Origin of the sequence: Nonomuraea roseola, from assembly GCF_039535395.1 — a bacterium.
GTDB lineage: Bacteria > Actinomycetota > Actinomycetes > Streptosporangiales > Streptosporangiaceae > Nonomuraea > Nonomuraea roseola.
In genome coordinates this window covers 116,466-141,017 of the sequence record NZ_BAAAXC010000006.1, presented here as the reverse complement: position 1 = coordinate 141,017, position 24,552 = coordinate 116,466, and the positions used below count along the sequence as shown (strand labels likewise).

The following is a 24,552-nucleotide window of genomic DNA, read 5'->3' as shown; positions in this document are numbered from 1 at the left end:
AGGGGGATGTCATGAACGACCGGCATGTGGCCTTGCTCACCACCTTCTTCGAGGCGTTCAGCAAGAGCGACACCGACTCCATGGAGCGTTGCTACCACCCTGATGTCAGCTTCGGGGACCCGGTCTTCCAGGAGCTGGAGGGCCGCGACAAGGTGATGGCCATGTGGCGGCTGATGCTGTCAAGAGGCGACGGCACCGACGTGGCCTACCGGGCGATCACCGCCGACGACTTCACCGGCAGCGCCGGGTGGACGGCCCGCTACACCTTCACCAGCACGGGCCGCGAGGTGGTCAACGAGGTGGAGGCGTTCTTCCGCTTCGACGACGGGCTGATCGTGCGCCACCATGACGACTTCGACTTCCGCCAGTGGTCCAGGATGGCGCTGGGCAGACCTGCGGGGTTGCTGCTCGGGTGGACCCCGATGTTCCGCAAGACCATCAGAGACCGGGCCCAGCAGGCGCTCACCGAGTTCCAGCTGTCGTAGGAGGGCCCACATGGCACGGATGAAGGGCTTCCTGCGCAGCGGCGGGCGCGAACCGGCACCCGAGCACTCGATGGACCCCAAGAGTGAGGAGGCTCCTCCCTACCGCCCCACCGTCATCGACAACGCCCTCTACCTCGACGGCCACCGCATCGGCACGCCCGCCTCCCTCGCCGACGCCTTCGACAGCCTCAAGAACACTCCAGGCAGCATGGCCTGGATCGGCCTCTACCGACCGAAGGACTGGGAGCTGGCCAAGCTGGCGGGCGAGTTCGGCCTGCACGAGCTGGCGCTCGAGGACGCCATCGTCGGTCACCAGCGCCCCAAGGCCGACCGCTACGGCGAGATGCTCTTCGTGGTGCTGCGCGCCGCCACCTACCTCGACGACGTCGAGGAGGTCGCCTTCGGCGAGGTGCACGCCTTCGTCGGCAACAACTTCGTGGTGACCGTACGGCATGCCGAGTCGCCCGACCTGGCCGCGGTGCGCAGGCGCATGGAGTCGGACCCCGACCTGCTGCGTCAGGGGCCGCAGGCCGTCCTCTACGCCATCCTCGACGCCGTGGTCGACGGCTACGCCCCCGTCGTGGCGGGGCTGCAGAAGGACATCGAGGAGATCGAGGTGCAGGTCTTCGGCGGTGACCCCACGGTCTCCCGCCGCGTCTACGAGCTGTTCGGCGAGGTCATCGAGTTCCAGAGGGCGACCAGCCCGCTGCTGCCGATGATCGACGGCTTCATCGCGGGCGCCCACAAGTACGGCGTCAACGAGGAGCTGCAGAGCTACCTGCGCGACGTGGCCGACCACGCGATCACCGTCTCCGAGCGGGTGGCGGGCTTCCGCCAGCTGCTGCAGAACATCCTCATGATCAACTCGACGCTCGTGGCGCAGGAGCAGACCAGGGCCAGCTACGCGCAGAGCGAGGAGGTCAAGAAGATCTCCGCGTGGGCGGCCATCCTGTTCGCGCCCACGCTGGTCGGCACCATCTACGGGATGAACTTCGACCACATGCCCGAGACCCACTGGGCCTTCGGCTACCCGTTCGCGATCGTGCTGATGGCGGCGGTGTGCCTCATCCTCTACGTGGTCTTCAAACGGCGCGACTGGCTGTGAGCCCGATCCCTGGAGGGCGGTCTCACTTGGAAGGCAGCGTCCAGGTCACGGTGCGGGTGAGCGATCCGTGGGTGTTGAAGGACTTGGCCCAGCCGAGGACCTCGAACCGTCCGTTCTCGTCGTCAGGGATCCCGGTGGCCTTGTCCGCGGCGCCCGCGTTGAAGTTGTAGCGGTCCTCGGCGTGCAGGGTGATCTGCATGGTGGCCTGGTTGCCCTGGACGGTGACGTTGCCGCTTCCCCAGATCGCGTGCGCGCCGATCGCCTTGTCCCAGTTCTCCGTGGTGGTGTCCCCCCGGGTCGGCAGGCCCGTCATCTCGAAGCGGTTCCTGCCGCTCTCCCTGTACAGGCGCTCGGCCTCCGCCTGGGCGTTGGCGATGGCGTCGTCGACGGACCCGCGCACCCCGTCGTCCTCGTCGTAGGCCTTCTCGTAGTCCACCTGATGGTCGCGGCCCGAACCGCTCATGTAGCGCTCGTAGGCGTCCAGCCCGTCTTCGAGCTCGGGGCGCTTGATCCGGGCCCCGTGCATCTTGGCCCGCCACTCGTACCAGTTCCTGTAGTCCTCGAGCGTCGGCTTGAGATCGGGATCGTAGGGGAAGTCGTGGTCGTAGGCCATCTCGGGCGGCTGAACCGGTCCGATGCGGTACTTCCCCGACCACGAGACGCCGCGGGGCGACTCAGGGGCGGGGTCATGCCGCTTCGGTCCCTCTTTGTACAGCACGCCGCCGGCCGCCGCCAGCATCGTGGGCGCCGTCGGGAACCGGAGCCGGCGCATGGGGACCTTGGGCAGCGCCGGCGGCTTCGCGCCGAGCATCCGGCGCACGCGGGCTTCCACGGCTCGGACGAGCCTTCCGCGGAAGTACCTTTCGAGCTTCTGGCGCAGCACCGTCACGAAACGCCGGGCGAACACCCGCAGGATCCCCACGAAGGTGCGCGCCTTGAGCATGGCCAGCCCTCCGGAGAGGACGGCCATGGCGAGGGCCCATGCCAGGGCGACCATCACGTAGATAGCCAGGAGGATCAGCGCCGCCTTGACGATCTCGATGAGGCGGGCGACCAGGTCGAGGCCGTCGGCGAGGGCGTGCATGGAGGCGGCGAGGCCCTGTAGATGCCCCTTCGGCGCGGTGCCGCCGTCGTCGTACTCGGCCATGTAGCCGTTGAGCGCGTCGACGTGCTCGCCCGAGTTGCCGGCGGAGGCGTAGGCGACGGCGCCCTTGGCCCCCGGGTTCACCTCGCCGGACAGCGCGTCGCCGCAGCCGCGGTAGGCGGTGGCGCACCGCCGCAGCGCGTCCTCGTCCTCGTCCGGCCACGGGACACCCAGCAGGTTGAAGCCGGGCCGGAGCTCGGCGGGCATGGTCACCGCCATCAGGCCGGCCTCCTTCGCGTGGGTACGGGCCTCTTGCCGTCAGATCTCACGGCTGTTCCGTGCCCGGTCGATGGCCTGGGCGCCGGCGACGGCGTCCGCCTCGGCCAGACGGAGCTCCTTGGCCATGTCGTCCATGCCGGCGCCGGCAAGGTCGATGTTGCGGTGCAGGTGTCCGCACACCTCGTCCAGCAGGTCGTGGAGCGCCTCCATGGCCATACCGATGCCGCTGCCGCCCCATGCTGTCGTACCGCTGCCGCGCACCGTCGCGAGGAGGGCGTCGGTGTGCTGACGCAGCAGCAGACCGGCCTCACGCAAATGCTGGGCGCCACCGCTCATGGACGCGTCGTCGAACAGAAGCTCCCGTTCCACCGTTCACCTCGTGCGCAAAGATCACTTGCGCAGGAAGATATCACCGTTCGATGTGTTTTTGAGGTCGTTCGGGAGAACAAAGCCGACATGGAGGGGTGCGGGCGGGTCTCTCCCCGAAGTACGGCGGGCAGGGCTCGCGCGCCGTACTCCGGGAGAGACCCGCAGGTCAGGTGAGCAGCTTGCGCGCCGCCTGCTCGATCTCGACCTCCGACAGCAGCACGTGGTTGGCGGCCTCGCCCAGCGGGATGAAGCTGTCGGCCGAGGCGACCCTGGCCAACTGCCCGGTGAAGCCCGCGTCGAGCATCTCGGCCACGATGCCCTCCGAGACGCCGCCCGTGCGCCTGCTCTCGTCGGCGATCAGGACCTTGCCGGTCAGCTCGGCCGCCCGCATGAGGTCCTCCATCGGCAGCGGCGCCAGCCACCGCAGGTCGAGGACCCTGCAGCTCACCCCGTCCTGGGTGAGCTTGACCGCCGCCCGCAGGCTCATCCGCAGGCCGTTGCCGTACGTCACGATCGTCAGGTCACGGCCGTCGCCGTAACCGCGCGCCCTGCCGATCGGCACGTGCGTCTCGGCCCACCTGGTCGGCGGCGCGTACGGCGCGAGCCACCCGCTGTCGCCCTCGTCGAACAGGTCGCGGGTGTTGTAGAGCGCGATCGGCTCGATGAACACGCACACCGAGCCCTCGGTGCGCGCGGCGGCCAGGCACGTGCGCAGCATCGCCGAGGCGTCGTCGGGCCTGGACGGCGAGGCGATGACGATGCCAGGGATGTCGCGCAGCGCGGCGATGGAGTTGTCGTTGTGGAAGTGGCCGCCGAACCCCTTCTGGTAGGCGTAGCCCGCCACGCGCACCACCATCGGGTTGCGGTAGGCGCCGCGGGAGAAGAACGACATCGTCGCCGCCTCGCCGCGGATCTGGTCGAGCGCGTTGTGCAGGTAGGCGAGGTACTGGATCTCCGGCACCGGCAGCATTCTGGACACGCCCGAGCCGAGCGCCAGGCCGAGCACGGCCTGCTCGTCGAGGAGGGTGTCGAAGACGCGCCCTGCGCCGAAGCGCTTCTGCAGCCCTCGCGTCACGCCGTAGACGCCGCCCTTCTTGGCGACGTCCTCGCCGAAGACCATCATCTCCGGATAGACGGCCAGCGCGTCGGCCAGCGTGCGGTTGATCGCCTGGGAGAGCGTGAGCGGCCTGTCCTCCTTCTCGGGCAGCTGCCCCGCGAAGGCCTTCTCCCTCACCGAGGGCTCGGCGGCGACCGGGCTGATCTTGGCGATCATGTCGGCCCTGCGCGGGGCGAGCGGCTCGGTGATCTCGCGGGCGGAGGTGAGCTTGGGCGCGCGGGTGGCCTCCAGCGCCATCCGCAGTAGATGTTCGCGCTCGGCCTCGTAGCGCCTGAGCAGCTCCTCGGGCGTGGCCAGCCCCGCCTCGACCAGCAGGGCGGCTGTGCGCAGCAGCGGGTCGCGCTCGTAGTCGGCGCGGATCTCGCGCTGGGTGCGGTAGGAGGACTCGACGTCGGAGCCCGCGTGGCCCATCAGCCGCACGGTGCTCAGGTGCAGGAAGGCAGGCGAGCGCGTGGTGCGCACGTGCTCGGCGGCGCGGACGGCCGCGTCGTGGGCCTCGGCCAGGTCGCAGCCGTCGGCCTGGATGTACTCGATGCCCGGACGGCGCGCGGCCGCCTCCACCCAGCCCTTGGGCGTGCGGACCGAGATGCCGAGGCCGTTGTCCTCGCACACGAACAGGATCGGCAGCGGCTGGCCCTGGTAGGTGGCGTAGGAGGCGGTGTTGAAGGCCGACAGGGCGCTGGCGTGGTTGATCGAGGCGTCGCCGAAGCTGCACACCGCGATCGCGTCGCCCGGCCAGGCGGAGGCGACGCCGAGCGCCCTGGCCCGCTCGATGGCCAGCGCGACGCCCACCGAGCGCGGCAGGTGGCTGGCGATCGTGGAGGTCTGCGGGATGATCGCCAGGTCTGGATGGCCGAACACCTTGTGCCTGCCGCCCGCGATCGGCTCGTCGGACGAGGCGGTCAGCCCCAGCAGCACGTCGCGCAGCCCTTGCTCGGGCAGGCGGCCCGCCATGACGGAGCGAGTCAGGTAGAACGCCCCCGAGCGGTAGTGAAGGAGGGCGGGGTCGGTGGTCCGGACGGCGGCGGCCACCGCGGCGTTGCCCTCGTGGCCGGCCGAGCCGATCGTGTAGAAGCCCTCGTTCTGCTCGCGCAGCCATCTGGCGGCGATGTCGAGCAGCCGGCTGCCCTGCTGGCGGTCGTACAGCTCACGGCATCGCTCGCCGGTCAGCGTGCTGCCCTCCCTGACGGGCAGGGCCGGATCTCGGGGAGCGCCCGCCTTGAGCGTCGCAACCGCATCGGTGAAGTGAGTCTCAACAGTGTCGCGCGCCACAAGCCCGATTATGTCCCCCAGATACCGCGTGCGTCTGCCGGTCCGGGAGGACGAAGTTCTTGTCTGACAGATCTGAATGACAGTTTGTCAGGTTTTCAAACTCTTTGCCTGTCCTAAACGTCTACTTTAAGTACGACGTGGCACCCTCATGCCGCGTTTCAACCAACGGGGAAAGGAACGGAGTACCCGAATGTTGCAACGCTTCCGAGCGGCAGCCGTGGCGCTCGCGGTAGGAGCAGGGGCACTCGCCCTCGCGCCCACCGCCACCGCGGCGACCGCGCCGAGCATCTCTCAGGTGGATGTCTCTCCCTCGCCGATCGTCGTCACCGGCGACCAGCAGGTCACCGCGACGTTCACGTTCACGACCAAAGACGCCGGCAAGGCCGAGTTGAAGCTCAGGGCCCCCGGCGACGTGGGCGTGGGCACCCCCGTCGACCTCACTCCCGCGCCTCACGGGCAGGAGACCAGGTGGACGGGCAAGAAGACCTTCGACGCCAAGAACGCCGGCAAGTGGAACCTCCTGGCCATCGCCCACTCGGGTGACGGCTCGGAGAAGTCGACCGACGGCTCCTTCACCGTCGAGGCCAAGAAGACCGCCGTCGACACGAAGATCGTGGACTTCGGCGCGCACCCGGACGTGGTCGCCAAGGGCGACCGCATCTCCGTCTCAGGCCGCCTGCTCGCCGAGCGCGACGGCTGGAAGGGATACGGCGACCAGCGCGTCACCATCACCTTCCGCGAGAAGGGCACCGACGCCTACCGGCACATCACCACGGTCGGCACCAGCCGTAGCGGCTGGTTCTCCGCCAGGGTGAGCGTCGAGGCCACCGGCTGGTGGCGGGCCGAGTTCAACGGCCACGCCGGCGCCAAGGGCTCCGTCAGCGACACCGACAGGGTCGATGTCAGGCACCGGTCGGCCGACAGCAGGATCGTCGGCTTCAGCGCCGACCCCGAGCCCGTCGACAAGGGCGACAGGCTCACCTTCAGGGGCGCCCTGCAGGTCGACGGCTCGCACGGCTGGGACGGCCTGGCCGGCCAGCGGGTCACCATCCTGTTCAAGGCGCACGGCTCCAGCAGGTGGGAGGCCGTGACCGGTGACAGGACCGGCCGCGACGGCCGCTTCTGGGCCTCGGCCACCGCGCAGACCTCCGGCTGGTGGCGCGCGGTGTTCTCGGGGAGCAGGGGCGTCGAAGGCTCCAGCAGCTCGAGTGACTGGGTGAGGGTCGTCAAGCCGACGCCCCCGCCGAGCAGGGACAAGAGCAAGCTGGTCAAGTTCAACGCCTACCCCGAGCCGGTCAAGTACGGCAACTACCTGCGATTCAGGGGCGTGCTCCTGGTCGACGGCGGTGGCTACGAGGCCAAGGTCGGGCTGTACTTCAAGCCCAAGGGCTCCAGCAAGTGGCAGTTCGTCAAGACGACGAACTCCACCGGCAGCGGCAAGCTCTACACCAAGGTCAAGGCCTACAAGTCGGGCTACTGGAAGTTCGTCTTCAAGGGTGACGACGACGCCTACGGCTCGCAGAGCGGCAGGGACTACGTCCGCGTCAAGAGGTAGATGATCGGTGAACATGGGGGCCTGGTCGTCAGATCAGGCCCCTTTTCATCGCCGTGACCACGGCGGCCGCCCTGTTGTCCACGCCGAGCTTGCCGAAGACGTGCCGCAGGTGGGTCTTGACCGTGGTCTCGCTGATCAGCAGCCGCCTGGCGATCTCCTTGTTGCCCGCGCCCGCCGCGACCAGGCGCAACACCTCCAGCTCGCGCGGGCTCGGCTCGACCTGCTCGCGCAGGCCGAGCAGCTTGGAGGTGATCGAGGGGGCGATCATCGGCCGGCCCTGCGCCGCCGTGCGGACCGCCCTGTGCAGATCCTCGCGCGGCGCGTCCTTCAGCAGATAGCCGACCACGCCGTGGGCCAGCGCCCTGGAGACGTCCTCGTCGGAGTCGTAGGTGGTCAGCACGATCACCCTGATCTCCGGACGGTCGGCGCGCAGCCTCCTGATGGCGCCCACGCCGTCGAGTCCGGGCATCCGCAGGTCCATGAGCACGACGTCGGGCCGCGCGCTGTCCGCCATCGCCAAGGCCTCGTGCCCGTCACCCGCCTCGGCCACCACCTCGATGTCGGACAGCCCCTCGAACATGCCGCGCAGCCCGTCGCGCACCACGGGATGGTCGTCGACGATCATCAGGCGCAGGGGATGCTCACGCACAGCGCCGTCCCCTCTCCTCGCGCCGACTCCACCGTGACCGCGCCGCCCACGCGGGCCGCCCGCTCCCGCATCGCGGTCAGCCCGTAGCCGCCATCCCCGCCCGCGCCGTCCGGTCCCGCGCCGTCGATACTCAGGCCGTCGAATCCCGCGCCGTCGTCGAGCACGTCGAGCGTCACCTCCCCGTCCATGTACGTCAGCGTGAGCGCCACCGAGGTGGCCCGCGCGTGCCTGGCCACGTTGGCCAGGCCCTCCTGCGCCGCGCGCAGCAGCACGACCTCCACGTCGGGGTCGAGCGGGCGGGGCGGCCCGCTGACCGCCATCCGCGTGCGAACCCCGGTCCGCGCCGACCAGCGCCTGGCCACGCCCGCCAGGGCGAGGTCGAGCCGCTCCCTCTGCAGCGGCTCGGGCCGCAGCTGGTGCACCGACCTGCGCGCCTCGGCCAGGCTCTCCCTGGCCAGCCGCTTCGCGCTGGCGATCCGCTCCCGTACGGCCGCCAGGTCGTCGCCCGCCTGCTCGGCCGCCTCCAGCTGGGTGATCACCCCGCTGAACCCCTGCGCGAGAGTGTCGTGGATCTCCCCTGCCAGCCTGGTCCGCTCCTCGAGCACGCCCAGCTCCCTGTTGCGCTCACCGGCCTTGACCAGGAAGTTGACGAACAGCCCCATCAGGACGGCCAGCGCGATGCCGGCCAGGAGCGAGACGGCCCTGGAGGGAGCCCGGCTGATCTCGGCGAGGCCGCCCGCGGCGCTGAAGGCCGTCGTCACGAGCGCCGCCGCGCCGCCGTACGCCCATCTGCCCGGCAGCATGACGTACGGCAGCGCGAGCATGCCGAAGATCAGCGTGTCGAAGGCGGGATCGAGGACGATCAGCACGGCCATGAGCGCGATGAGCACCGTCAGGTGCCAGCCCATCGGGTGCAGCCGCTCGAACCTGTCCCTGCCGCGGACGACGAAGAGCCAGTAGTAGAGCGCCATCACCGCGGCCACCGCCCACGCGGGGGCCCCGCCCTCACGGCCGGTCAGCGCCGGGATCGCCAGGCACGCGTAGAACAGCAGATGGAAGGCTCGAAACCACCTGGCCTCCTCGTCCATCTCACTCCCAGCGGAACAGCGCGGCCGAAATGACGGTGGACACCACGATTATCCCCGTGAGCGCGAGCAGGGGAAGCGCCGTCGGCGTTCCCGCCCAGCCTTCGCGCAGCGCGGTGACCGCGGGGCCGAGCGGCAGGTACTCGCCGATCGCGCGCAGCGACGGGGGCAGTCCCTCCCTGGGGATCGCCGCCCCGCTGAGGAAGATCATCGGAAACATGATCATCAGGCCGAGCAGGTCGGCCACCCTGACCGTGCGCGCGACGGCGGCGATCAGGAACCCGAGCGAGCAGGTCATCAGCACGGTCAGCACGAAGGCCAGGGCCAGCGGGGCCGGATGGGCGGGAGCGTCCACCCCGAAGGCGGCCAGCGCCGCGACCACGATGATGGCCGCGCCCGCCAGCCCCATGACCAGCTGCGCCACCACCTGCGCGGCCAGGACGGCCAGCGGCGCGATCGGCGTGGTGGCCAGGCGGCGCAGCACCTTGCGCTCGCGGTAGGTCACGACGAACCCGGGAAGCGCGGAGATGCCGCCGATGGCCAGGATCATGGCCAGGTAGCTCGGCACGAGGACCGCGATCCTGTCGCTGCCCGTGTGGAGCACCAGCAGCATCAGGGGGAAGGCCACCATGAAGAACAGCGTGCCGGGGTCGCGGGACAGCAGGGTCAGCTCGGTCGCCGACATCCGGGTGAAGGCTCTCATCGGACCAGCTCCAGGTAGGCCTCATCCAGGGAGCTCGTCCCCGTGGCGGTCATGAGCTCGGCGGCGGTTCCGAGCGAGATGATCCTTCCCCTGGCGAAGACGGCGATCCTGTCACACAGCGCCTCGGCCTCGTCCATGAAGTGGCTGACCAGCACCACCGTGACGCCCGCGGCCTTGAGCTCGCCCACCAGCGCCCAGGTCTCCCGCCTGGCGACGGGGTCGAGCCCGGTGGTGAGCTCGTCGAGTATCACCAGTTCAGGGCTGCCCACCAGCGCCAGCGCGATCTGCAGGCGCTGGCGCTGACCGCCCGACAGGTCGCCGTAGGCCTTGCGGGCCAGCGGGGCGAGCCCCCAGCGCTCCATCACCTGCCGCCAGTCGTCGGGGCGGCGGTAGAAGGCGGCGAAGAGCCTGAGCGCCTCGGCGACCTTGAGCCTGTCGGGCAGGCCCGCCTCCTGGAGCTGGACGCCGATGCGCTCGGCGAGCGCGCGGCGGCGGCGCGCGGGGTCGAGCCCGAGCACCTCGATCGATCCCGCGTCGGGGCGGCGCAGGCCCGACAGGCACTCGACCGTGCTCGTCTTGCCCGCCCCGTTGTGTCCGACGACGCCGAAGGTCTCCCCGGCGCCCACGGTGAACGACACGTCGTCGACGGCGACGTTCGCTCCGTACGTCTTGCGCAGTGCGCTGACTCGTATGGCTGTCATGCCGCAAGCCTCGCCGCGGCGCGGGAGCCGCGGCATCGACCTGGACGGCGCCCCCGCCTCGTCCTTTCGGACGATGGAGCTACTCGGCCCTTCTGAATTGCACGACCGCGACGCCCAGCAGGGCCGCGCCGACCAGCGCCACCAGGCCGAGTTCGACGGCCACGGGCACCTGCCAGCCGAACCACTGCACGCCGGGGTTGAGCACCGCGTTCACCTGCGGCGGGATGTCGAGATGGGCGAAGACCGCCTGCCGCATGGGGTCGACGGCGTAGGTGAGCGGATTGACCGTGGTCAGCACGTGGAGCCACGAGGGCAGGTTGGCCAGCGGGAACATCGCGCCCGACAGGAACATCATCGGCATGATCGCCATCTGCATCAGGCCGAAGAAGGTCTGCATGTTGCGCATGCGGGCGGCCAGCGTGACGCCGAAGGCGGTGATCGTGAACGCCGCGAGGAACATCTCCCCGAGCAGCGTCAGCATCAGCCCCGGTGAGTACGGAACGCCCACGAGGCCCGCCATCGCCAAAATGATGAGGCCCTGCCCGCAGGCGACCACCGCCCCGCCGAGGCACTTGCCGACCACGATCGCGCCGCGCGAGACAGGCGCCACGAGCATCTCCCGCAGGAAGCCGAACTCCCTGTCCCACACGATCGAGCCCGCGGAGAACATCGCGGTCATGATGACCGTCATCGAGATCATGCCCGGGTACATGAAGGTGCGGAAGTCGACGCCGGGGATCGAGCCGCTCACCAGCGTGCCGAGGCCTGTGCCCATCACGAACAGCCAGAGCACCGGCTGGATCAGCATCGACAGCATGCGCGTGCGGTCGCTGACAAAGCGCAGCATCTCCCTGTGCAGCACCACCTTGATCGCCCGCAGGTCGTGCCCCTTGCCGCGTGCGGGGATCCGGACGTCCACCACGTCTGCCGCCATCATCGCCTCGCCATCGCCTTCATCCACTCGTTGCCCGAGCCCGACTCGGCGTCCCTGATCGTCGAGCCCGTGTAGGACATGAACACGTCGTCGAGGGAGGGCCTCGACACGCTCACCGACTTGATGGACAGCCCGAGCTCGGCGAACAGTCGCGGCACGAACTCCTCGCCCGAGGCGACCGCGAACGTCACGGCGCCCTCGTGGACGGCGGCCTCGATGCCGAACCTGTCGCGCAGCGCCACGATCGCCAGGGGGTCGTCGCCGGTGTGGATCTGCACCCTGTCCTTGCCGACGCTGGCCTTCAGCGCCTCGGGGGAGTCGATGACGACGATCTCACCGTGGTCGATGATGGCGATCCTGTCGCAGTACTCGGCCTCGTCCATGTAGTGCGTCGTCATGAAGATGGTGATGTCCTCCTTGTGACGCAGCTTGTTGATGTAGCCCCAGATGGCGGACCTGGTCTGCGGGTCGAGGCCGACGGTCGGCTCGTCGAGGAAGAGCACGCGAGGGGAGTGCAGCAGACCCCGCGCGATCTCCAGGCGCCGTTTCATGCCGCCGGAGAACGTCATCACCTTGGCGTCCTTGCGGTCCCACAGCGCGACCATCTCCATGACCTGCCTGATGCGGTCGGCCACCAGTTGCTTGGGCACGCCGTACAACTCGGCGTGGAAGCGGAGGTTCTGCTCGGCGGTCAGGTAGCCGTCGAGCGTGGGGTCCTGGAATACCAGGCCGATGTTGCGCCGCACCTCGTCGCGCTCCCTGACCACGTCGTGACCCGCGACGCTGGCGCTGCCACCCGTGGGGTTGACCAGCGTGCACAGCATGCTGATCGTCGTGGTCTTGCCGGCGCCGTTCGGTCCGAGGAAGCCGAAGACCTCGCCTGGCCGCACCTCGAAGTCGACGCCCTTGACGGCCTCGACCTTGCCGTAGGTCTTCTTCAGACCCTTCACCGTGACCGCGCTCATTCGCCCTCCGCCAGAATCGTGAAGATGGATCTGCGGGTCTGCCTGATCAGCTGTTCGGCCGCCGCTCAGGCGTAGGCGCGGCTGCCGCCGGACTCCTCGCGGGCCGGCAGCCCTTCGTCCTCGTGCTGCTGGCGCGCGGGGTGGACCGAGCCGGGCGCGAAGTCTCGCATGCCTGTCGGCCCCTACTGCCAAGATAGCGTAAAGATATATCTAGATCTTTGGGACGACAAGCATGTTAAGGGCTGTTAACTAAGGGTGGAGAGGCCCGCGCGCGCCATCGCGCGCAGCACCTCTCTCATCGCCTCCGGCGGCAGCTCGCCCGCGCTGTGCGGCGTCGAGTTGAGCAGTCCGAAGGCGGCGTGGGTCGCGGCCCGCAGGCGCGGAGGCGGGCAGCCGGGGTGCAGCTCGGCCAGGACGGTCACCCACTCCTCGACGTAGAGCCGCTGCAGGCGCCTGATCTGCCGCCGGTGCGGCTCGGGGACGTTGCCCAGCTCCCTGTCGTGCACCGTGATCAGCGCCGGCTGCTCGAGCGCGAACGTGATCTGGGTGTCGAGCAGCGCTTCCAGCGCCTGGGCGGGATCCTGCGCGGAGGTGACGACCGCGACCGCCGCCTCGCGCAGGCGGGTGCTCACGTCGGTGAGCATCTCGGCCAGCAGCGCCTCCTTGCCGCTGAAGTGCCGGTAGAGCGCGGGGCCTGAGACGCCTACCGCGCCGCCGATGTCCTCGATGGACACGCCGTGGTAGCCGCGGGCGGCGAACAGGGTCGCCGCGGCCTCCAGGATCTCGACGCGGCGATTCCGGGTAGGGGTTCTCACATCTCACATTCTAGACACAGACGTTAATGATGATTAACCTTCAGGGCATGTTCAAGCGCAACGCCGAGGTCAACGAGCGGCTGGCGGCCGAGCTGCGCGAGCGCCTGGCCGAGGCCGCCAAGGGTGGACCCGAGCGCTCCAGGCAGCGTCACGTCGAGCGAGGCAAGCTGCTGCCGCGCGACAGGGTCGACGGGCTGCTCGATCCCGGCTCCCGCTTCCTGGAGCTGTCGCCGCTGGCCGCCAACGGCCTCTACGACGACCAGGCCCCCGCCGCGGGCATCATCACGGGAGTGGGCAGGGTCTCGGGCCGCGAGTGCGTGGTCGTGGCCAACGACGCCACGGTCAAGGGCGGCACCTACTACCCGATGACCGTCAAGAAGCACCTCAGGGCCCAGGAGGTGGCGCTGCAGAACCACCTGCCGTGCCTCTACCTGGTCGACTCGGGCGGCGCGTTCCTTCCCAAGCAGGACGAGGTCTTCCCCGACCGCGAGCACTTCGGCCGCATCTTCTACAACCAGGCGACGATGTCGGCGCGCGGCATCCCGCAGATCGCCGCCGTCCTCGGCTCCTGCACGGCAGGCGGCGCCTACGTCCCCGCGATGAGCGACGAGGCCGTCATCGTGCGCGAGCAGGGCACGATCTTCCTCGGCGGGCCCCCGCTGGTGAAGGCGGCCACCGGCGAGGAGGTCACCGCGGAGGAGCTCGGAGGGGGCGACCTGCACGCCCGCGTCAGCGGCGTCACCGACCACCTCGCCGAGGACGACGCGCACGCGCTGGCCATCGTCCGCGACATCGTCGCCACGCTCGCTCCCAGGTCCGACTCGCCGTGGGAGCGCGCCGACCCGGAGGAGCCGCACCTCGACCCGCAGGAGCTGTACGGCATCGTGCCGCCCGACCCCCGCACGCCGTACGACGTGCGCGAGGTGGTGCGGCGGATCGTCGACGGCTCCCGCTTCCTGGAGTTCAAGGCCGAGTACGGCACCACGCTGGTCACGGGCTTCGCCCACATCCACGGCCACCCCGTCGGGATCGTGGCCAACAACGGCATCCTGTTCAGCGAGTCGGCGCTGAAGGGCGCGCACTTCATCGAGCTGTGCGACCGGCGGAAGATCCCCCTGGTCTTCCTGCAGAACATCAGCGGCTTCATGGTCGGCAAGGCCTACGAGGCAGGCGGCATCGCCAAGCACGGCGCGAAGATGGTGACCGCGGTGTCGTGCGCGCGGGTGCCGAAGTTCACGGTCGTGATCGGCGGATCGTTCGGCGCGGGCAACTACGCGATGGCGGGCAGGGCCTACTCGCCCAGGTTCCTGTGGATGTGGCCGAACGCCCGCATCTCGGTGATGGGCGGCGAGCAGGCGGCCACCGTGCTCACCACGGTCGGCAACGCGGACGCCGACGCCATCAGGGCCCAGTACGAGCACCAGGGCAACCCCTACTACTCGACGGCCAGGCTCTGGGACGACGGCGTGATCGACCCCATCGACACCCGCACCGTCCTCGGACTCGGGCTGTCGGCGGCGGCCAACGCGCCGCTCGACCCCATCGGCTACGGCGTCTTCCGGATGTGATGATGTTCAGCACCGTACTGATCGCGAACAGGGGCGAGATCGCCGTGCGGATCATCCGCACGCTCCGCTCCATGGGCATCGCCTCGGTCGCCGTCTACGTCGAGGCGGACGCTGGCGCGGTCCACGTGCGCCTGGCCGACCACGCGCTCCGGGTCCCGAGATATCTGGACATGGAGGCGGTGATCGCGGCGGCGCAGTCGTCGGGGGCGCAGGCCGTCCACCCCGGCTACGGGTTCCTGGCCGAGAACGCCGAGTTCGCCCGCAGGTGCGCGGCCGAGGGCCTGGCCTTCATCGGCCCGCCCGCCGAGGCGATCGAGGCGATGGGCGACAAGATCCGCGCCAAGCGGACCGTCGCGGCGGCGGGCGTGCCCGTCGTGCCCGGCGGCATCTCCGACCTCGCCTCGTGGAACGACTTCCCCGCGCTGATCAAGCCGTCGGCCGGCGGCGGCGGCAAGGGCATGGTGCTGGTGCGGTCGGCGGCCGAGCTGCCCGAGGCGCTCGCCTCCGCCCGTCGTACGGCGGAGGCGGCCTTCGGCGACGGCACCCTGCTGATCGAGCGCTACATCGAGAACCCCAGGCACATCGAGATCCAGGTGCTCGCCGACGCGCACGGCAACGTCGTGCACCTGGGCGAGCGCGAGTGCAGCCTGCAGCGCCGCCACCAGAAGATCATCGAGGAGGCGCCCTCGCCCTTCGTCACCGCCGAGAGGCGCCAGGCGATGGGGGCGGCGGCCGTCGAGGCGGCCCGCTCGGTCGGCTACACCGGCGCGGGCACCGTCGAGTTCATCGTCGACGGGCGCTCGGGCGACTACCACTTCATGGAGATGAACACCAGGCTGCAGGTCGAGCACCCGGTGACCGAGCTGGTCACCGGCCTCGACCTGGTGGAGCTGCAGGTGCGGGTGGCCGCGGGCGAGCCGCTGCCCTTCGGCCAGGAGTCGGTACGGCTGCGCGGCCACGCGGTCGAGGCGCGCGTCTACGCCGAGGACCCCGCGCGCGGCTTCCTGCCCACGGGCGGTCGGGTGCTGGCCCTGCGCGAGCCCTCGGACGTCAGGGTCGACTCCTCGCTGGCCGAGGGGCTGGTCGTCGGCAGCGACTTCGACCCGATGCTGTCGAAGGTGATCGCGTGGGCCGAGGACCGCTCCTCCGCGCTGCGGTCGCTGGACAGGGCGCTGGGATCGGCCGCCGTGCTGGGTGTGACGACGAACATCCCGTTCCTGCGGGCGCTGCTCGCCGAGCCTGGCGTCGTCGCGGGCGCGCTTGACACCGGCCTGGTCGAGAGGGTGCTGCCGTCGCTCCCGCTGGCCGCGCCCGTCCCGGACGAGGTGCTGGCCGCCGCCGCGCTGGCCTTCCACACCACGCCCCAGGCGAAGGACCCATGGGAGATCGCCGACGGCTGGCGGGTGGGCGAGCCCGCCTGGACCACCTGGCGGCTGGAGTCACGCGACGGGATCCACGAGGTCGGAGTGCGCGGGCTGCCCGCCTCCGGCGCGGAGGTCCGGCTGCCCGCCGCCTCCCCCGCCGGCGGCTCCGGCGCCGTGGGCGCCCAGGCCACGGATGCTCAGATCGTCGGCGCCAGAGCGGTGGCCGAAGGGGGCGAGCTGGCCGTCACCCTCGGCGGGCGCGCCTTCCGGTTCACGGCGGCCCGCGAAGGGGAGACGCTGTGGCTCGGGCGTGAAGGACAGGCATGGGCGCTGACTAGGCACAGGATCGGCGACCCCGGCGACAGGGCGGGCGCGGCGGGTGCGGGGGACGGCGTGGTGCGCAGCCCCATGCCCGGCACCGTCCTGCTGGTCAAGGTCTCGCAGGGCGACCAGGTGAGCGAAGGTCAGCCGCTGGTCATCGTGGAGGCGATGAAGATGGAGCACACCGTCACCGCGCCCATGGCGGGCGTGATCTCCGAGCTGCCTGTCAAGGCGGGACAGTCCGTCGACATGGACGCGGTCCTGGCCGTCGTCGACACGGAGGAGTGAGAGGCGTGCCGTTCAGAATCGACGGTCTTCCCGAGCGGGTGACGGTCTACGAGGTGGGGCCGCGCGACGGCCTGCAGAACGAGAAGGCGGTCATCCCGGTCGAGGTGAAGGCCGAGTTCATCGACAGGCTCGCCGACGCGGGGCACCGGGTGATCGAGGCGACCAGCTTCGTGCACCCGAAGTGGGTGCCGCAGCTGGCCGACTCCGGCGAGCTGCTCGCGATGCTCGAGCGGCGGCCAGGCATCCGCTACCCGGTGCTGGTGCCCAACGAGCGGGGCCTGGACAGGGCCCTGGAGAGCGGCGTCGACGAGGTGGCGGTCTTCGCCAGCGCCACCGAGACCTTCGCCGCCAAGAACCTCAACAGGAGCCTCGAGACCCAGTTCGACATGTTCGAGCCGGTCATCGCCCGCGCCCTGGAGGCGGGGGTGAAGGTGCGCGCCTACGTCTCGATGGTGTTCGGCGACCCGTGGGAGGGCCCGACCCCGATCGAGCAGGTCGTGCGCGTCGGCACCAGGCTGCTCGACCTCGGCTGCCACGAGCTGTCCCTCGGCGACACCATCGGTGTGGGCACGCCGGGTCACGCCACCGCCCTCGTCGAGGCCTTCGGCGACCCCTCCAGACTCGCCGTCCACTTCCACGACACCTACGGCCAGGCACTGGCCAACACGCTCGCCGCGCTCAGGGCGGGCGTCACCGTCGTCGACGCCTCCACGGGAGGCATCGGCGGCTGCCCCTACGCCGAGTCGGCCACCGGCAACCTCGCCACCGAGGATCTGGTCTGGATGCTGCGAGGGCTCGGCATCGACACAGGACTCGACCTCGGCAAGCTCGTCGCCACCAGCGTCTGGCTCGCCGAACGGCTCGGCCGTCCCAGCCCCTCCCGGGTCGTCCAGGCCCTCTCGAAAGGGTGACAACCATGCTCAACGACGAGTACCAAGAGCTGCGCAAGACCGTCGAGTCCTTCGCCCGCGAGGTGGTGGCGCCGGTCATCGGCGACTACTACGAGCGTGAGGAGTTCCCCTACGACATCGTCCGCCAGATGGGCGACATGGGGCTGTTCGGGCTGCCGATCCCCGAGGAGTACGGCGGCATGGGCGGCGACTACTTCGCCCTGTGCCTCGCCCTCGAGGAGCTGGCGCGGGTCGACTCCAGCGTGTCCATCACGCTGGAGGCGGCGGTGTCCCTGGGCGCGATGCCGATCTACCGCTTCGGCACGGCCGAGCAGAAGGCGCACTGGCTGCCCGAGCTGACCTCGGGACGGATGCTCGGCGCCTTCGGCCTCACCGAGCCTGGCGGCGGCAGCGACGTGCCCGGCGGGATGCGCACCACGGCCGTCCTCGAAGGCGACGAATGGGTGCTGAACGGCACCAAGGCCTTCATCACCAACTCGGGCACCTCGCTGACCGGCGTGGTCGCCGTGGCGGCGCTGACGGGCGAGCGGGAGATCTCCACGATCCTCGTGCCCAGCGGCACGCCGGGCTTCGCCGTGTCGAAGAAGTACTCCAAGGTCGGATGGAACGCCTCCGACACCCGCGAGCTGTCCTTCACCGACTGCAGGGTGCCCGCCGCGAACCTGCTGGGGGAGAGGGGCCGCGGCTACGCGCAGTTCCTGCAGACCCTCGACGAGGGCCGCATCGCGATCGCCGCGCTCAGCGTCGGGCTCGCGCAGGGCTGCGTGGACGAGTCGCTGCGCTACGTCCGCGACAGGCGCGCCTTCGGCCACCCCATCGGCCACTACCAGGCCATCCAGTTCAAGGTCGCCGACATGGAGGTTCGCGCGCACACCGCCCGCCTGGCCTACTACCACGCGGCGTCGCTGATGCTGGCGGGCAGGCCGTTCAAGAAGGAGGCGGCCATCGCCAAGCTGGTCTCCTCCAACGCCGCGATGGACAACGCCCGCGACGCCACCCAGATCTTCGGCGGCTACGGATTCATGAACGAGTTCCCGGTCGGACGCTTCTACAGGGACGCCAAGATCCTCGAGATCGGCGAGGGCACCAGCGAGGTCCAGCGCATGCTGATCGCCAGGCAGCTGGGCATGGGTGATCTGTAGAAATGCTGGAGTTCCGGATTGGACGGACGGTGCGGGAACGATCTATGGTCCACGTCATGACCTCAGACGATCCGCACATCCGGAGGGCGGAGCCGAGCGACGTAGATGAGATCTTCGCGCTGGCGCGGGAGTTCGGGCTGACCTTCAGACCCGAGCGCGCGGCCTTCGACCAGGCCTTCCCGCAGTTGCTGGACAACAAGGACGCGCTGATCCTCACCGCGGTGGCCGAGGGCCGCGTCCACGGTTACCTGCTGGGTTTCGTCCATCTCACCCTGTTCGCCAACGGGCCCGTGGCATGGGTGGAAGAGGCCATGGTGCAGCCCGGCTTCCGCAGGCAGGGCATCGGCAGGCGGCTGCTGGAGGAGTTCGAGGTCTGGGCGCGCGAACGGCAGGCGGGCTACGTCGCCCTGGCCACGCGGCGCGCCCCCGAGTTCTACCAGGCTCTGGGCTACGAGGAGTCGGCGAACTTCTATCGCAAGGTGCTGCGCTGAGTTTCGTCGGAGCCTGATGGCATCCTGTTGGGCGTGAGTACCAATACCGTGAGCCCCCTGTTCGTCGGCAGGGCCGACGAGCTCGCCACCCTCGAGGGGGCGCTCGGCCGCACGCGTGACGGCGCCTCCTCCACCGTGCTGGTCGGCGGTGAGGCGGGCGTCGGCAAGACCAGGCTGATCCGCGAGTTCGCCGAGCGCGCCGAAGGGGCCAGGGTGCTCGTGGGCGGCTGCCTCGAACTCGGCACCGACGGCCTGCCGTTCGCGCCCTTCACCGCGGTGCTGCGCAGGCTCGTGCGCGACCTCGGCCGCGACGCCATCGCCGAGCTGCTGCCCGGCGGCTCGACCCGAGGGCTCGGCCGCCTGCTGCCCGAGTTCGGCGAGCCCGAGGGCGACGGGCCCGAGGCCCGCGCCCGCCTGTTCGAGCAGGTGCTCGGGCTGATGGAGCGCCTGGCCGAGCAGCGGGAGACCGTCCTCATCATCGAGGACGCCCACTGGGCCGACCGCTCCACCCGCGACCTGCTCTCCTTCCTGGTGCGCTACCAGCGCTCCGACCTGCCGCTGCTCATCGTCGTCACCTACAGGGCCGACGAGCTGCACCGCACCCACCCGCTGCGACCCCTCCTGGCCGAGCTGGGCAGGATCGACTGGGTCACCAGGTTCGAGCTGCGCAGGCTGAGCCGCCGCGAGGTGGTCGAGCAGGCGTCGAGCATCCTCGGCGGCCTGCCGGGCAGGCTCGACGTCGACGACGTCTACTCGCGCAGCGAGGGCAACCCGCTCTTCGTCGAGGCGCTGCTGGCGGGCGACGGGCACGACACGGTCCCCGAGTCGCTGCGCGACCTGCTGCTGGCCAGCGTCGAGCGGCTGCCGGAGGAGACCCAGGAGCTGCTGCGGGTGGCCAGCGCGGGCGGCGCCAGGATCGAGCACGCGCTGCTGACGGCCGTCGCCGGGCTCGACGAGGGGTCGCTGTCCAGGGCGCTGCGGCCCGCGGTGGCCGGAAACGTGCTGGTCGTCGACGGAGAGGGCTACTCCTTCCGCCACGCGCTGATCCGCGAGGCCGTCCACGACGACCTGCTGCCGGGCGAGCGCACCCGCCTGCACACCCGCTTCGCCAAGACGCTCGAGGACAACCCGCTGCTGCTGCCCGCCACCAGGGCGGCGATCGAGCTGGCCCACCACTGGCACGCCGCCCACGACGTACGGCCCGCGCTGGTCAGCGCGTGGCGGGCGGCGGCGGCCGCCAGGAAAGCCACCGCCTACGACGAGCAGCTCAGAATGCTCACCAGGGTGCTGGAGCTGTGGGATCAGGTGCCCGACGCCGCCGAGCTGCTCGAGACCGACCATCTCGAGGTGCTGAGCACCGTCATCCTCGTGGCGCACCTCGCGGGCGAGTTCGAGCGGGCCATCTCCCTGTCGCGGGCCGCGCTGCGGCTGGTCGACCCCGAGCGCGACCCCACGATCACGGCGGGGCTGCTGCGCAGGCGCGGCCTGGCCGCCTACGACCTCGGGCGCGCGGGCTACGTCGACGACCTGCGCACGGCGGCCCGGCTGGTGCCCGCCTCGCCGCCCAGCACGCTGCGCGCCAGGATCCTGGAGGGCCTGGCGCGCATGCTCAACACGCCCGACGTCTGGGCGGAGAAGGAGGCGCACGCCGCGGAGGCGCTGCGCATCGCCCGCCAGATCGGCGACGCGACGACCGAGGCCCAGGCGCTCATCACCCTCACCTGGTCGCGCAGCCATCGCGCGGACACCGACCAGGACCTCAGCGGCTACGCCGAGGCCAGAACGATCGCGGGCGAGGCGCGCGCCTACACCGCGCTGATGCGCGCGGCCATCTCCGAGTCCGACACGCTGGAGGGCTGGGGGCGCCACGAGGCCGCCACCGAGGTCGCCCGCAGGGGCATCGCCCAGGCCGAGGAGTACGGCGTCGCCCGCACCTCGGGCGCGTTCCTCGCCATCAACCTGGCCGAGCCGCTGGTGTCGCTCGGCCGGTGGGACGAAGCGCTCGAGGTCATCGAGCACGCGCTCGACCTGGCGCCGCCCCCTCCCTACCGGGCCAGCCTGATGGGGTTCTCACTCGACATCCTGCTGGCCCGCGGCGACATCGAGGGGGCCGAGGCGCTCTTCCACGAGAGTCACAGCATTCTCGCCAAGGGCACCTACCGCGACCAGACCCTGCTGCCGAACCTGCGCAGGGAGCTCAAGCTGCGGTTGGCCCAGGGGCACGACGCGCAGGCGCTCGAGCTGGTCGCCGCGGTCCTGCGCGCGGAGGACGCGCACGCCAACCCCCGCCATGCCAGCCCCCGCTACGGCTGGCCCTTCCTCGTCTCCGCCCTCCACGCCGCCACCGTGATCATCCCCGGCCGTGCGGGCGCGCCGGGCTCTCCCGGTACGGCGGGCCGACCCGGCCCGTCCGGTACGGCGGGCGGGCCTGGCCCGTCCGGCGCGACGGGTCTGCCCGGCTCGTCCGTCGTGGCGCGCGGTGTGATGGGGCTGCCGGGAACGGCGCTTCCCGACGGTGAGGAGGCCACCGCCGAGCAGGTGGCGCGTGGGCTGCGCGAGGTCGCTGAGAAGCTCGAGATCAGGGGCGAACTCCAGCGGGCGCAGAGTCTCACCTTCGCCGCGATGGTCTCCCGCGACCTGGCCGCATGGGACACCGCGACGCAGGCGTGGGAGGCGCTGGGCCAGCCGTACGCGCGGGCCCAGACGCTGCTGGCCGCGGCCGAGGCGGCGATCGCGCCGCCGGGCGGCAGGGAGTCCGGCGGCGGAAGAGAGCCGGCGGGCCAGGCGAGCGGCGTGCGCGAGTCGGTGGCCGAGCGGTTGTCCACGGCCCGTGCGCTGGCCGAACGGCTCGGGGCCGTGCCCCTCCTGGCCGAGATCGACTCGCTGGCCCGCCGCGCCCGCATCTCCCTCACGGGGGAGGCCCCGGCCGAGGAGACCAGGCTCGGGCTGACCGCCCGCGAGTTCGAGGTGCTGAAGCTGGTCACTAGGGGGTTGAGCAACAGGGAGATCGCGGGGGAGCTGTTCATCTCGGTCAAGACGGTCAGCGTCCACGTGTCGAACATCCTCGGCAAGCTCGGCGCCGCCTCACGAGGCGAGGCCGCCGCCACCGCCCACCGCCTCCACCTCTTCGCCACCCCATAACCGGCACTGCCTGCCCCCCGCGCCTGCCTCCCGTGACGCAAGAGGCGAGAGGTACGGTGCGTTACGCTCGTCGAAGCCATGGATCTACCGCGCGACCTCCCCCGAGACCTCTCCGGCGCTTTTCGCGTCGTCGGCCTGCCCTGGCCGGACGCCCGGCTGGACCACTTCGACGGGGTGCTGGCCGAGCTCGGCGACCGCCCCGAGGCGCGGTGGCTGCGCGACCACGTCCGCGTGCTGCGGAAGGCCCAACGGGTGTTCTTCGAGCACCTGCGAGACCTCGCCGACGAGCACGACGGCGACGGCATGCGACTGATCCGGCACAAGGACCGGCCGTGCGTGAGCGAGGTGCGGGAGAAGTGGGCCAGGACCGCGGCGCAGATGGCGGACTACCACGAGGCCGTCAGCGCCCGCACCCGGCAGGCCGTCGGAGGGCTGCACGCCTCCAGCGAGCTGTCCGCGGTCCCCGACTACCTCGCCGGCTCCCGGCCCGCCTGGCTGGAGCGACGGCCCGAGCGCGGCATCCGCGACGAGCCCACCGCCGGCCGCGCGCCCGCCGCCGAGGCGCTGCTGCGCTGGCGCGAGGACCCGTACGGCCCGCGGATCTGCGTCGTCACCGGCTCGCCCGCCTCGGGCAAGACCCGGCTGCTGGCCTGGTTCAGCCACTCCACCGTCTGGCACTGGTCGGGCTACGCGAGCTCGGCCGAGGCCGCCGTCTGGTTGCGCGGCATGGACGTCGAGGAGGCCGTACGCGAGCTGGCCCGCCAGCTCCGGCTCGACGGCGAGGAACCGGCCGGACCACCGCCGCACGGGAGCGCCGGCCCCGAGCGCGCCCTCACCGGCCCGGCCGGCCCGCTGGCCGCCCTCGACCGGCCCGTGCTCGTCACGCTCGCCGACCCGCACCGGAGCGCCGATCCCGAACGCACCCTCGCCGAGCTGATCCGCCCCCTGGCCGCCGACCCGCGCGTCCGCCTGCTCGTGGAGTTCCCCGACCCCACCGCCCTGCTGCCCTACCTGACCGGCTCGGCCGAGCTGTCCGACGTGCCGGTCTTCGCGCTGGACCTGGACGACCCGCGCTGCACCGATCGGGACGCCTTCACCGCGTGGTACGCGGCCGAGCGCGCCGGGCACTCCCCTTTCACCGCCGACGAGGTGTACCCCTCCCCGGCGCTCGCCGCCATCGCCGCCCGCGCCAGGGGCGCCGACCCGGGGCCGGGCCTGCCCATCGCGGAGCGCGTGGCGGGCGCCTGGCTGGACGGTCTGTCATCGGCGGCCCGCGCCGCCGTCGGCACGCTCGCCCTCGCCTTCGCCCCGATCGGCCCGTACACCTGGCGGCTGCTGCACTGCGGCCGCCACCGCGACGACCCGGAGACGGCCGCCCGCGGCGTGGCGGAGGCCGCCGGCCATCTGCCCCTCGCCGAGCCCGGCCTGCCCGCGTACGCCGTGGACCTGCCCGCCCTGGCCGAGGCCGCGGCCCCGCCTCCCGAGGCGCACCGTGAGCTGGCGGCCGTCATGCGCGGCTGGCCGGTCTCGGCGGAGCTGTCCCCTCCCGAGTACGCGCGCCTGCACCTGGCCGGGCACGAACGCCTGGCCGGCGGCCCTGAGGGCCTCGCGCCGCTCCCGCTCTGCCGGCCCCCTGTCAAGGTCACGCGCGAGCTGCTGGAGAGCCTGTACGGCGCGGGCGGCCTCATCCGGTTGACCCCGGAGGAGATCCATCCCGCCATCACCCACGGGCCCACCCGCCGGTTCCTGGCCGAGGTCGGCCTGCCCGCGAACGGCGTGCACGAGGACGACTGGACGGGCGACAGCCTGCGCTGCGTCAAGCCCATGACGGAGTCGTGGCCCGAGGAGGACGCGCAGGAGTTGCGCGCCTGCGCCGGCCTTCCAGACGACCTCGGCGCGGTGTTCATGCTCGACTCGCTGCCCTCCTGGTACCTCTTCCTGGACGGCAGGACCGGCCTGGTCCACGAGGTGCCCGAAGGGCTGGAGACCGCCCGCGTCGCCCACCGGGACGTCGAGTCGTACGTCTATTTCGCGTACGTGATCCACCGGGAGCGCGCGCTGTGGTGCGGCAAGGACGCGCACCCCGACGCGGCCTACTGGTGCGCCGAGGACCTCGTACTGGAGCTGCACACCTACGAGCCGCAGGCCATGGCGGGCGACGAGCCGCTCTGGCCGCCGACCCTGCTCGACTACACCCTCCTGTGACGC

Annotated in this window: 20 protein-coding genes; 10 read left to right on the top strand and 10 right to left on the bottom strand. The window is 71.1% G+C overall.

Annotated elements, in window-relative coordinates:
• Window positions 1-11 precede the first annotated feature (11 nt).
• Entirely contained in the window at window positions 12-485 is a 474-nt protein-coding gene (locus ABFX55_RS06370; protein ID WP_346118538.1) for a nuclear transport factor 2 family protein, read from the top strand.
• Window positions 486-495: 10 nt separating this feature from the next.
• Window positions 496-1,590, top strand: coding sequence for a magnesium and cobalt transport protein CorA (locus ABFX55_RS06365; RefSeq protein WP_346118536.1), 1,095 nt, complete (start codon window positions 496-498; stop codon window positions 1,588-1,590).
• A gap of 22 nt (window positions 1,591-1,612) precedes the next feature.
• On the opposite strand, the gene ABFX55_RS06360 is transcribed toward ABFX55_RS06365, so the two are convergent.
• The 3 genes from ABFX55_RS06360 to ABFX55_RS06350 form a co-directional block, all read right to left on the bottom strand.
• Window positions 1,613-2,953, bottom strand: coding sequence for a WXG100-like domain-containing protein (locus ABFX55_RS06360; RefSeq protein WP_346118534.1), 1,341 nt, complete (start codon window positions 2,951-2,953; stop codon window positions 1,613-1,615).
• A gap of 39 nt (window positions 2,954-2,992) precedes the next feature.
• Complete coding sequence (locus ABFX55_RS06355; RefSeq protein WP_346118532.1) at window positions 2,993-3,322, bottom strand: hypothetical protein; 330 nt, start codon at window positions 3,320-3,322, stop codon at window positions 2,993-2,995.
• Window positions 3,323-3,488: 166 nt separating this feature from the next.
• Window positions 3,489-5,711, bottom strand: coding sequence for a thiamine pyrophosphate-dependent enzyme (locus ABFX55_RS06350; protein ID WP_346118530.1), 2,223 nt, complete (start codon window positions 5,709-5,711; stop codon window positions 3,489-3,491).
• 190 nt (window positions 5,712-5,901) lie between these two features.
• On the opposite strand from ABFX55_RS06350, the gene ABFX55_RS06345 reads away from it, so the two are divergent.
• Complete coding sequence (locus ABFX55_RS06345) at window positions 5,902-7,266, top strand: hypothetical protein (RefSeq protein WP_346118528.1); 1,365 nt, start codon at window positions 5,902-5,904, stop codon at window positions 7,264-7,266.
• A gap of 28 nt (window positions 7,267-7,294) precedes the next feature.
• Here ABFX55_RS06345 and ABFX55_RS06340 read toward each other — a convergent pair whose 3' ends face one another.
• The 7 genes from ABFX55_RS06340 to ABFX55_RS06310 all read right to left on the bottom strand — a co-directional run bounded on the left by ABFX55_RS06340 (window position 7,295) and on the right by ABFX55_RS06310 (window position 13,118).
• Window positions 7,295-7,915: a response regulator gene (locus ABFX55_RS06340; RefSeq protein WP_346118527.1), complete on the bottom strand. Its 621-nt coding sequence runs from the start codon at window positions 7,913-7,915 to the stop codon at window positions 7,295-7,297.
• The gene (locus ABFX55_RS06335; RefSeq protein WP_346118525.1) at window positions 7,891-9,003 is read right to left on the bottom strand and encodes a sensor histidine kinase; all 1,113 of its coding nucleotides are present in this window, start codon (window positions 9,001-9,003) and stop codon (window positions 7,891-7,893) included. The genes ABFX55_RS06340 and ABFX55_RS06335 overlap by 25 nt, the downstream gene beginning before the upstream one ends.
• A 1-nt stretch (window position 9,004) precedes the next feature.
• Entirely contained in the window at window positions 9,005-9,703 is a 699-nt protein-coding gene (locus ABFX55_RS06330; protein WP_346118523.1) for an ABC transporter permease, read from the bottom strand.
• Window positions 9,700-10,404 carry an ABC transporter ATP-binding protein gene (locus ABFX55_RS06325; RefSeq protein WP_346118521.1) on the bottom strand — a complete coding sequence of 235 codons (705 nt, stop codon included), beginning with the start codon at window positions 10,402-10,404 and terminating at the stop codon, window positions 9,700-9,702. The genes ABFX55_RS06330 and ABFX55_RS06325 overlap by 4 nt, the downstream gene beginning before the upstream one ends.
• 79 nt (window positions 10,405-10,483) lie before the next feature.
• Window positions 10,484-11,341, bottom strand: a complete 858-nt coding sequence (locus ABFX55_RS06320; protein ID WP_346118519.1) for an ABC transporter permease — start codon at window positions 11,339-11,341, stop codon at window positions 10,484-10,486.
• Window positions 11,338-12,303: an ATP-binding cassette domain-containing protein gene (locus ABFX55_RS06315; protein WP_346118518.1), complete on the bottom strand. Its 966-nt coding sequence runs from the start codon at window positions 12,301-12,303 to the stop codon at window positions 11,338-11,340. The genes ABFX55_RS06320 and ABFX55_RS06315 overlap by 4 nt, the downstream gene beginning before the upstream one ends.
• A gap of 245 nt (window positions 12,304-12,548) precedes the next feature.
• The gene (locus ABFX55_RS06310; RefSeq protein WP_346118516.1) at window positions 12,549-13,118 is read right to left on the bottom strand and encodes an SACE_7040 family transcriptional regulator; all 570 of its coding nucleotides are present in this window, start codon (window positions 13,116-13,118) and stop codon (window positions 12,549-12,551) included.
• A 47-nt stretch (window positions 13,119-13,165) separates the two neighbouring features.
• Here ABFX55_RS06310 and ABFX55_RS06305 point away from each other — a divergent pair, with 47 nt between their 5' ends.
• The 7 genes from ABFX55_RS06305 (at window position 13,166) to ABFX55_RS06275 (ending at window position 24,549) form a co-directional block, all read left to right on the top strand.
• Window positions 13,166-14,686 carry a carboxyl transferase domain-containing protein gene (locus ABFX55_RS06305; RefSeq protein WP_346118514.1) on the top strand — a complete coding sequence of 507 codons (1,521 nt, stop codon included), beginning with the start codon at window positions 13,166-13,168 and terminating at the stop codon, window positions 14,684-14,686.
• 2 nt (window positions 14,687-14,688) lie between these two features.
• Window positions 14,689-16,659: an ATP-binding protein gene (locus ABFX55_RS06300; protein WP_346119212.1), complete on the top strand. Its 1,971-nt coding sequence runs from the start codon at window positions 14,689-14,691 to the stop codon at window positions 16,657-16,659.
• A gap of 5 nt (window positions 16,660-16,664) precedes the next feature.
• Complete coding sequence (locus ABFX55_RS06295; protein ID WP_346118513.1) at window positions 16,665-17,570, top strand: hydroxymethylglutaryl-CoA lyase; 906 nt, start codon at window positions 16,665-16,667, stop codon at window positions 17,568-17,570.
• Window positions 17,571-17,575: 5 nt separating this feature from the next.
• A complete protein-coding gene (locus ABFX55_RS06290; RefSeq protein ID WP_183645818.1) occupies window positions 17,576-18,712 on the top strand; it encodes an acyl-CoA dehydrogenase family protein in 1,137 nt (378 codons plus the stop codon).
• A gap of 56 nt (window positions 18,713-18,768) precedes the next feature.
• Window positions 18,769-19,203, top strand: a complete 435-nt coding sequence (locus tag ABFX55_RS06285) for a GNAT family N-acetyltransferase (RefSeq protein WP_346118511.1) — start codon at window positions 18,769-18,771, stop codon at window positions 19,201-19,203.
• A gap of 33 nt (window positions 19,204-19,236) precedes the next feature.
• A complete protein-coding gene (locus ABFX55_RS06280; RefSeq protein WP_346118509.1) occupies window positions 19,237-22,344 on the top strand; it encodes a helix-turn-helix transcriptional regulator in 3,108 nt (1,035 codons plus the stop codon).
• A 78-nt stretch (window positions 22,345-22,422) separates the two neighbouring features.
• Window positions 22,423-24,549, top strand: coding sequence for an SUKH-4 family immunity protein (locus tag ABFX55_RS06275; RefSeq protein WP_346118507.1), 2,127 nt, complete (start codon window positions 22,423-22,425; stop codon window positions 24,547-24,549).
• Window positions 24,550-24,552 lie beyond the last annotated feature (3 nt).

What these genes read in the sequence shown, in the direction of transcription:
- ABFX55_RS06370 (WP_346118538.1), top strand. Translation starts at nt 12, where the DNA reads ATGAACGACCGGCATGTGGCCTTGCTCACCACCTTCTTCGAGGCGTTC.
- ABFX55_RS06365 (WP_346118536.1), top strand. Translation starts at nt 496, where the DNA reads ATGGCACGGATGAAGGGCTTCCTGCGCAGCGGCGGGCGCGAACCGGCA.
- ABFX55_RS06360 (WP_346118534.1), bottom strand. Translation starts at nt 2,953, where the DNA reads ATGGCGGTGACCATGCCCGCCGAGCTCCGGCCCGGCTTCAACCTGCTG.
- ABFX55_RS06345 (WP_346118528.1), top strand. Translation starts at nt 5,902, where the DNA reads ATGTTGCAACGCTTCCGAGCGGCAGCCGTGGCGCTCGCGGTAGGAGCA.
- ABFX55_RS06335 (WP_346118525.1), bottom strand. Translation starts at nt 9,003, where the DNA reads ATGGACGAGGAGGCCAGGTGGTTTCGAGCCTTCCATCTGCTGTTCTAC.
- ABFX55_RS06330 (WP_346118523.1), bottom strand. Translation starts at nt 9,703, where the DNA reads ATGAGAGCCTTCACCCGGATGTCGGCGACCGAGCTGACCCTGCTGTCC.
- ABFX55_RS06325 (WP_346118521.1), bottom strand. Translation starts at nt 10,404, where the DNA reads ATGACAGCCATACGAGTCAGCGCACTGCGCAAGACGTACGGAGCGAAC.
- ABFX55_RS06320 (WP_346118519.1), bottom strand. Translation starts at nt 11,341, where the DNA reads ATGATGGCGGCAGACGTGGTGGACGTCCGGATCCCCGCACGCGGCAAG.
- ABFX55_RS06315 (WP_346118518.1), bottom strand. Translation starts at nt 12,303, where the DNA reads ATGAGCGCGGTCACGGTGAAGGGTCTGAAGAAGACCTACGGCAAGGTC.
- ABFX55_RS06305 (WP_346118514.1), top strand. Translation starts at nt 13,166, where the DNA reads ATGTTCAAGCGCAACGCCGAGGTCAACGAGCGGCTGGCGGCCGAGCTG.
- ABFX55_RS06300 (WP_346119212.1), top strand. Translation starts at nt 14,689, where the DNA reads ATGTTCAGCACCGTACTGATCGCGAACAGGGGCGAGATCGCCGTGCGG.
- ABFX55_RS06290 (WP_183645818.1), top strand. Translation starts at nt 17,576, where the DNA reads ATGCTCAACGACGAGTACCAAGAGCTGCGCAAGACCGTCGAGTCCTTC.
- ABFX55_RS06285 (WP_346118511.1), top strand. Translation starts at nt 18,769, where the DNA reads ATGACCTCAGACGATCCGCACATCCGGAGGGCGGAGCCGAGCGACGTA.
- ABFX55_RS06275 (WP_346118507.1), top strand. Translation starts at nt 22,423, where the DNA reads ATGGATCTACCGCGCGACCTCCCCCGAGACCTCTCCGGCGCTTTTCGC.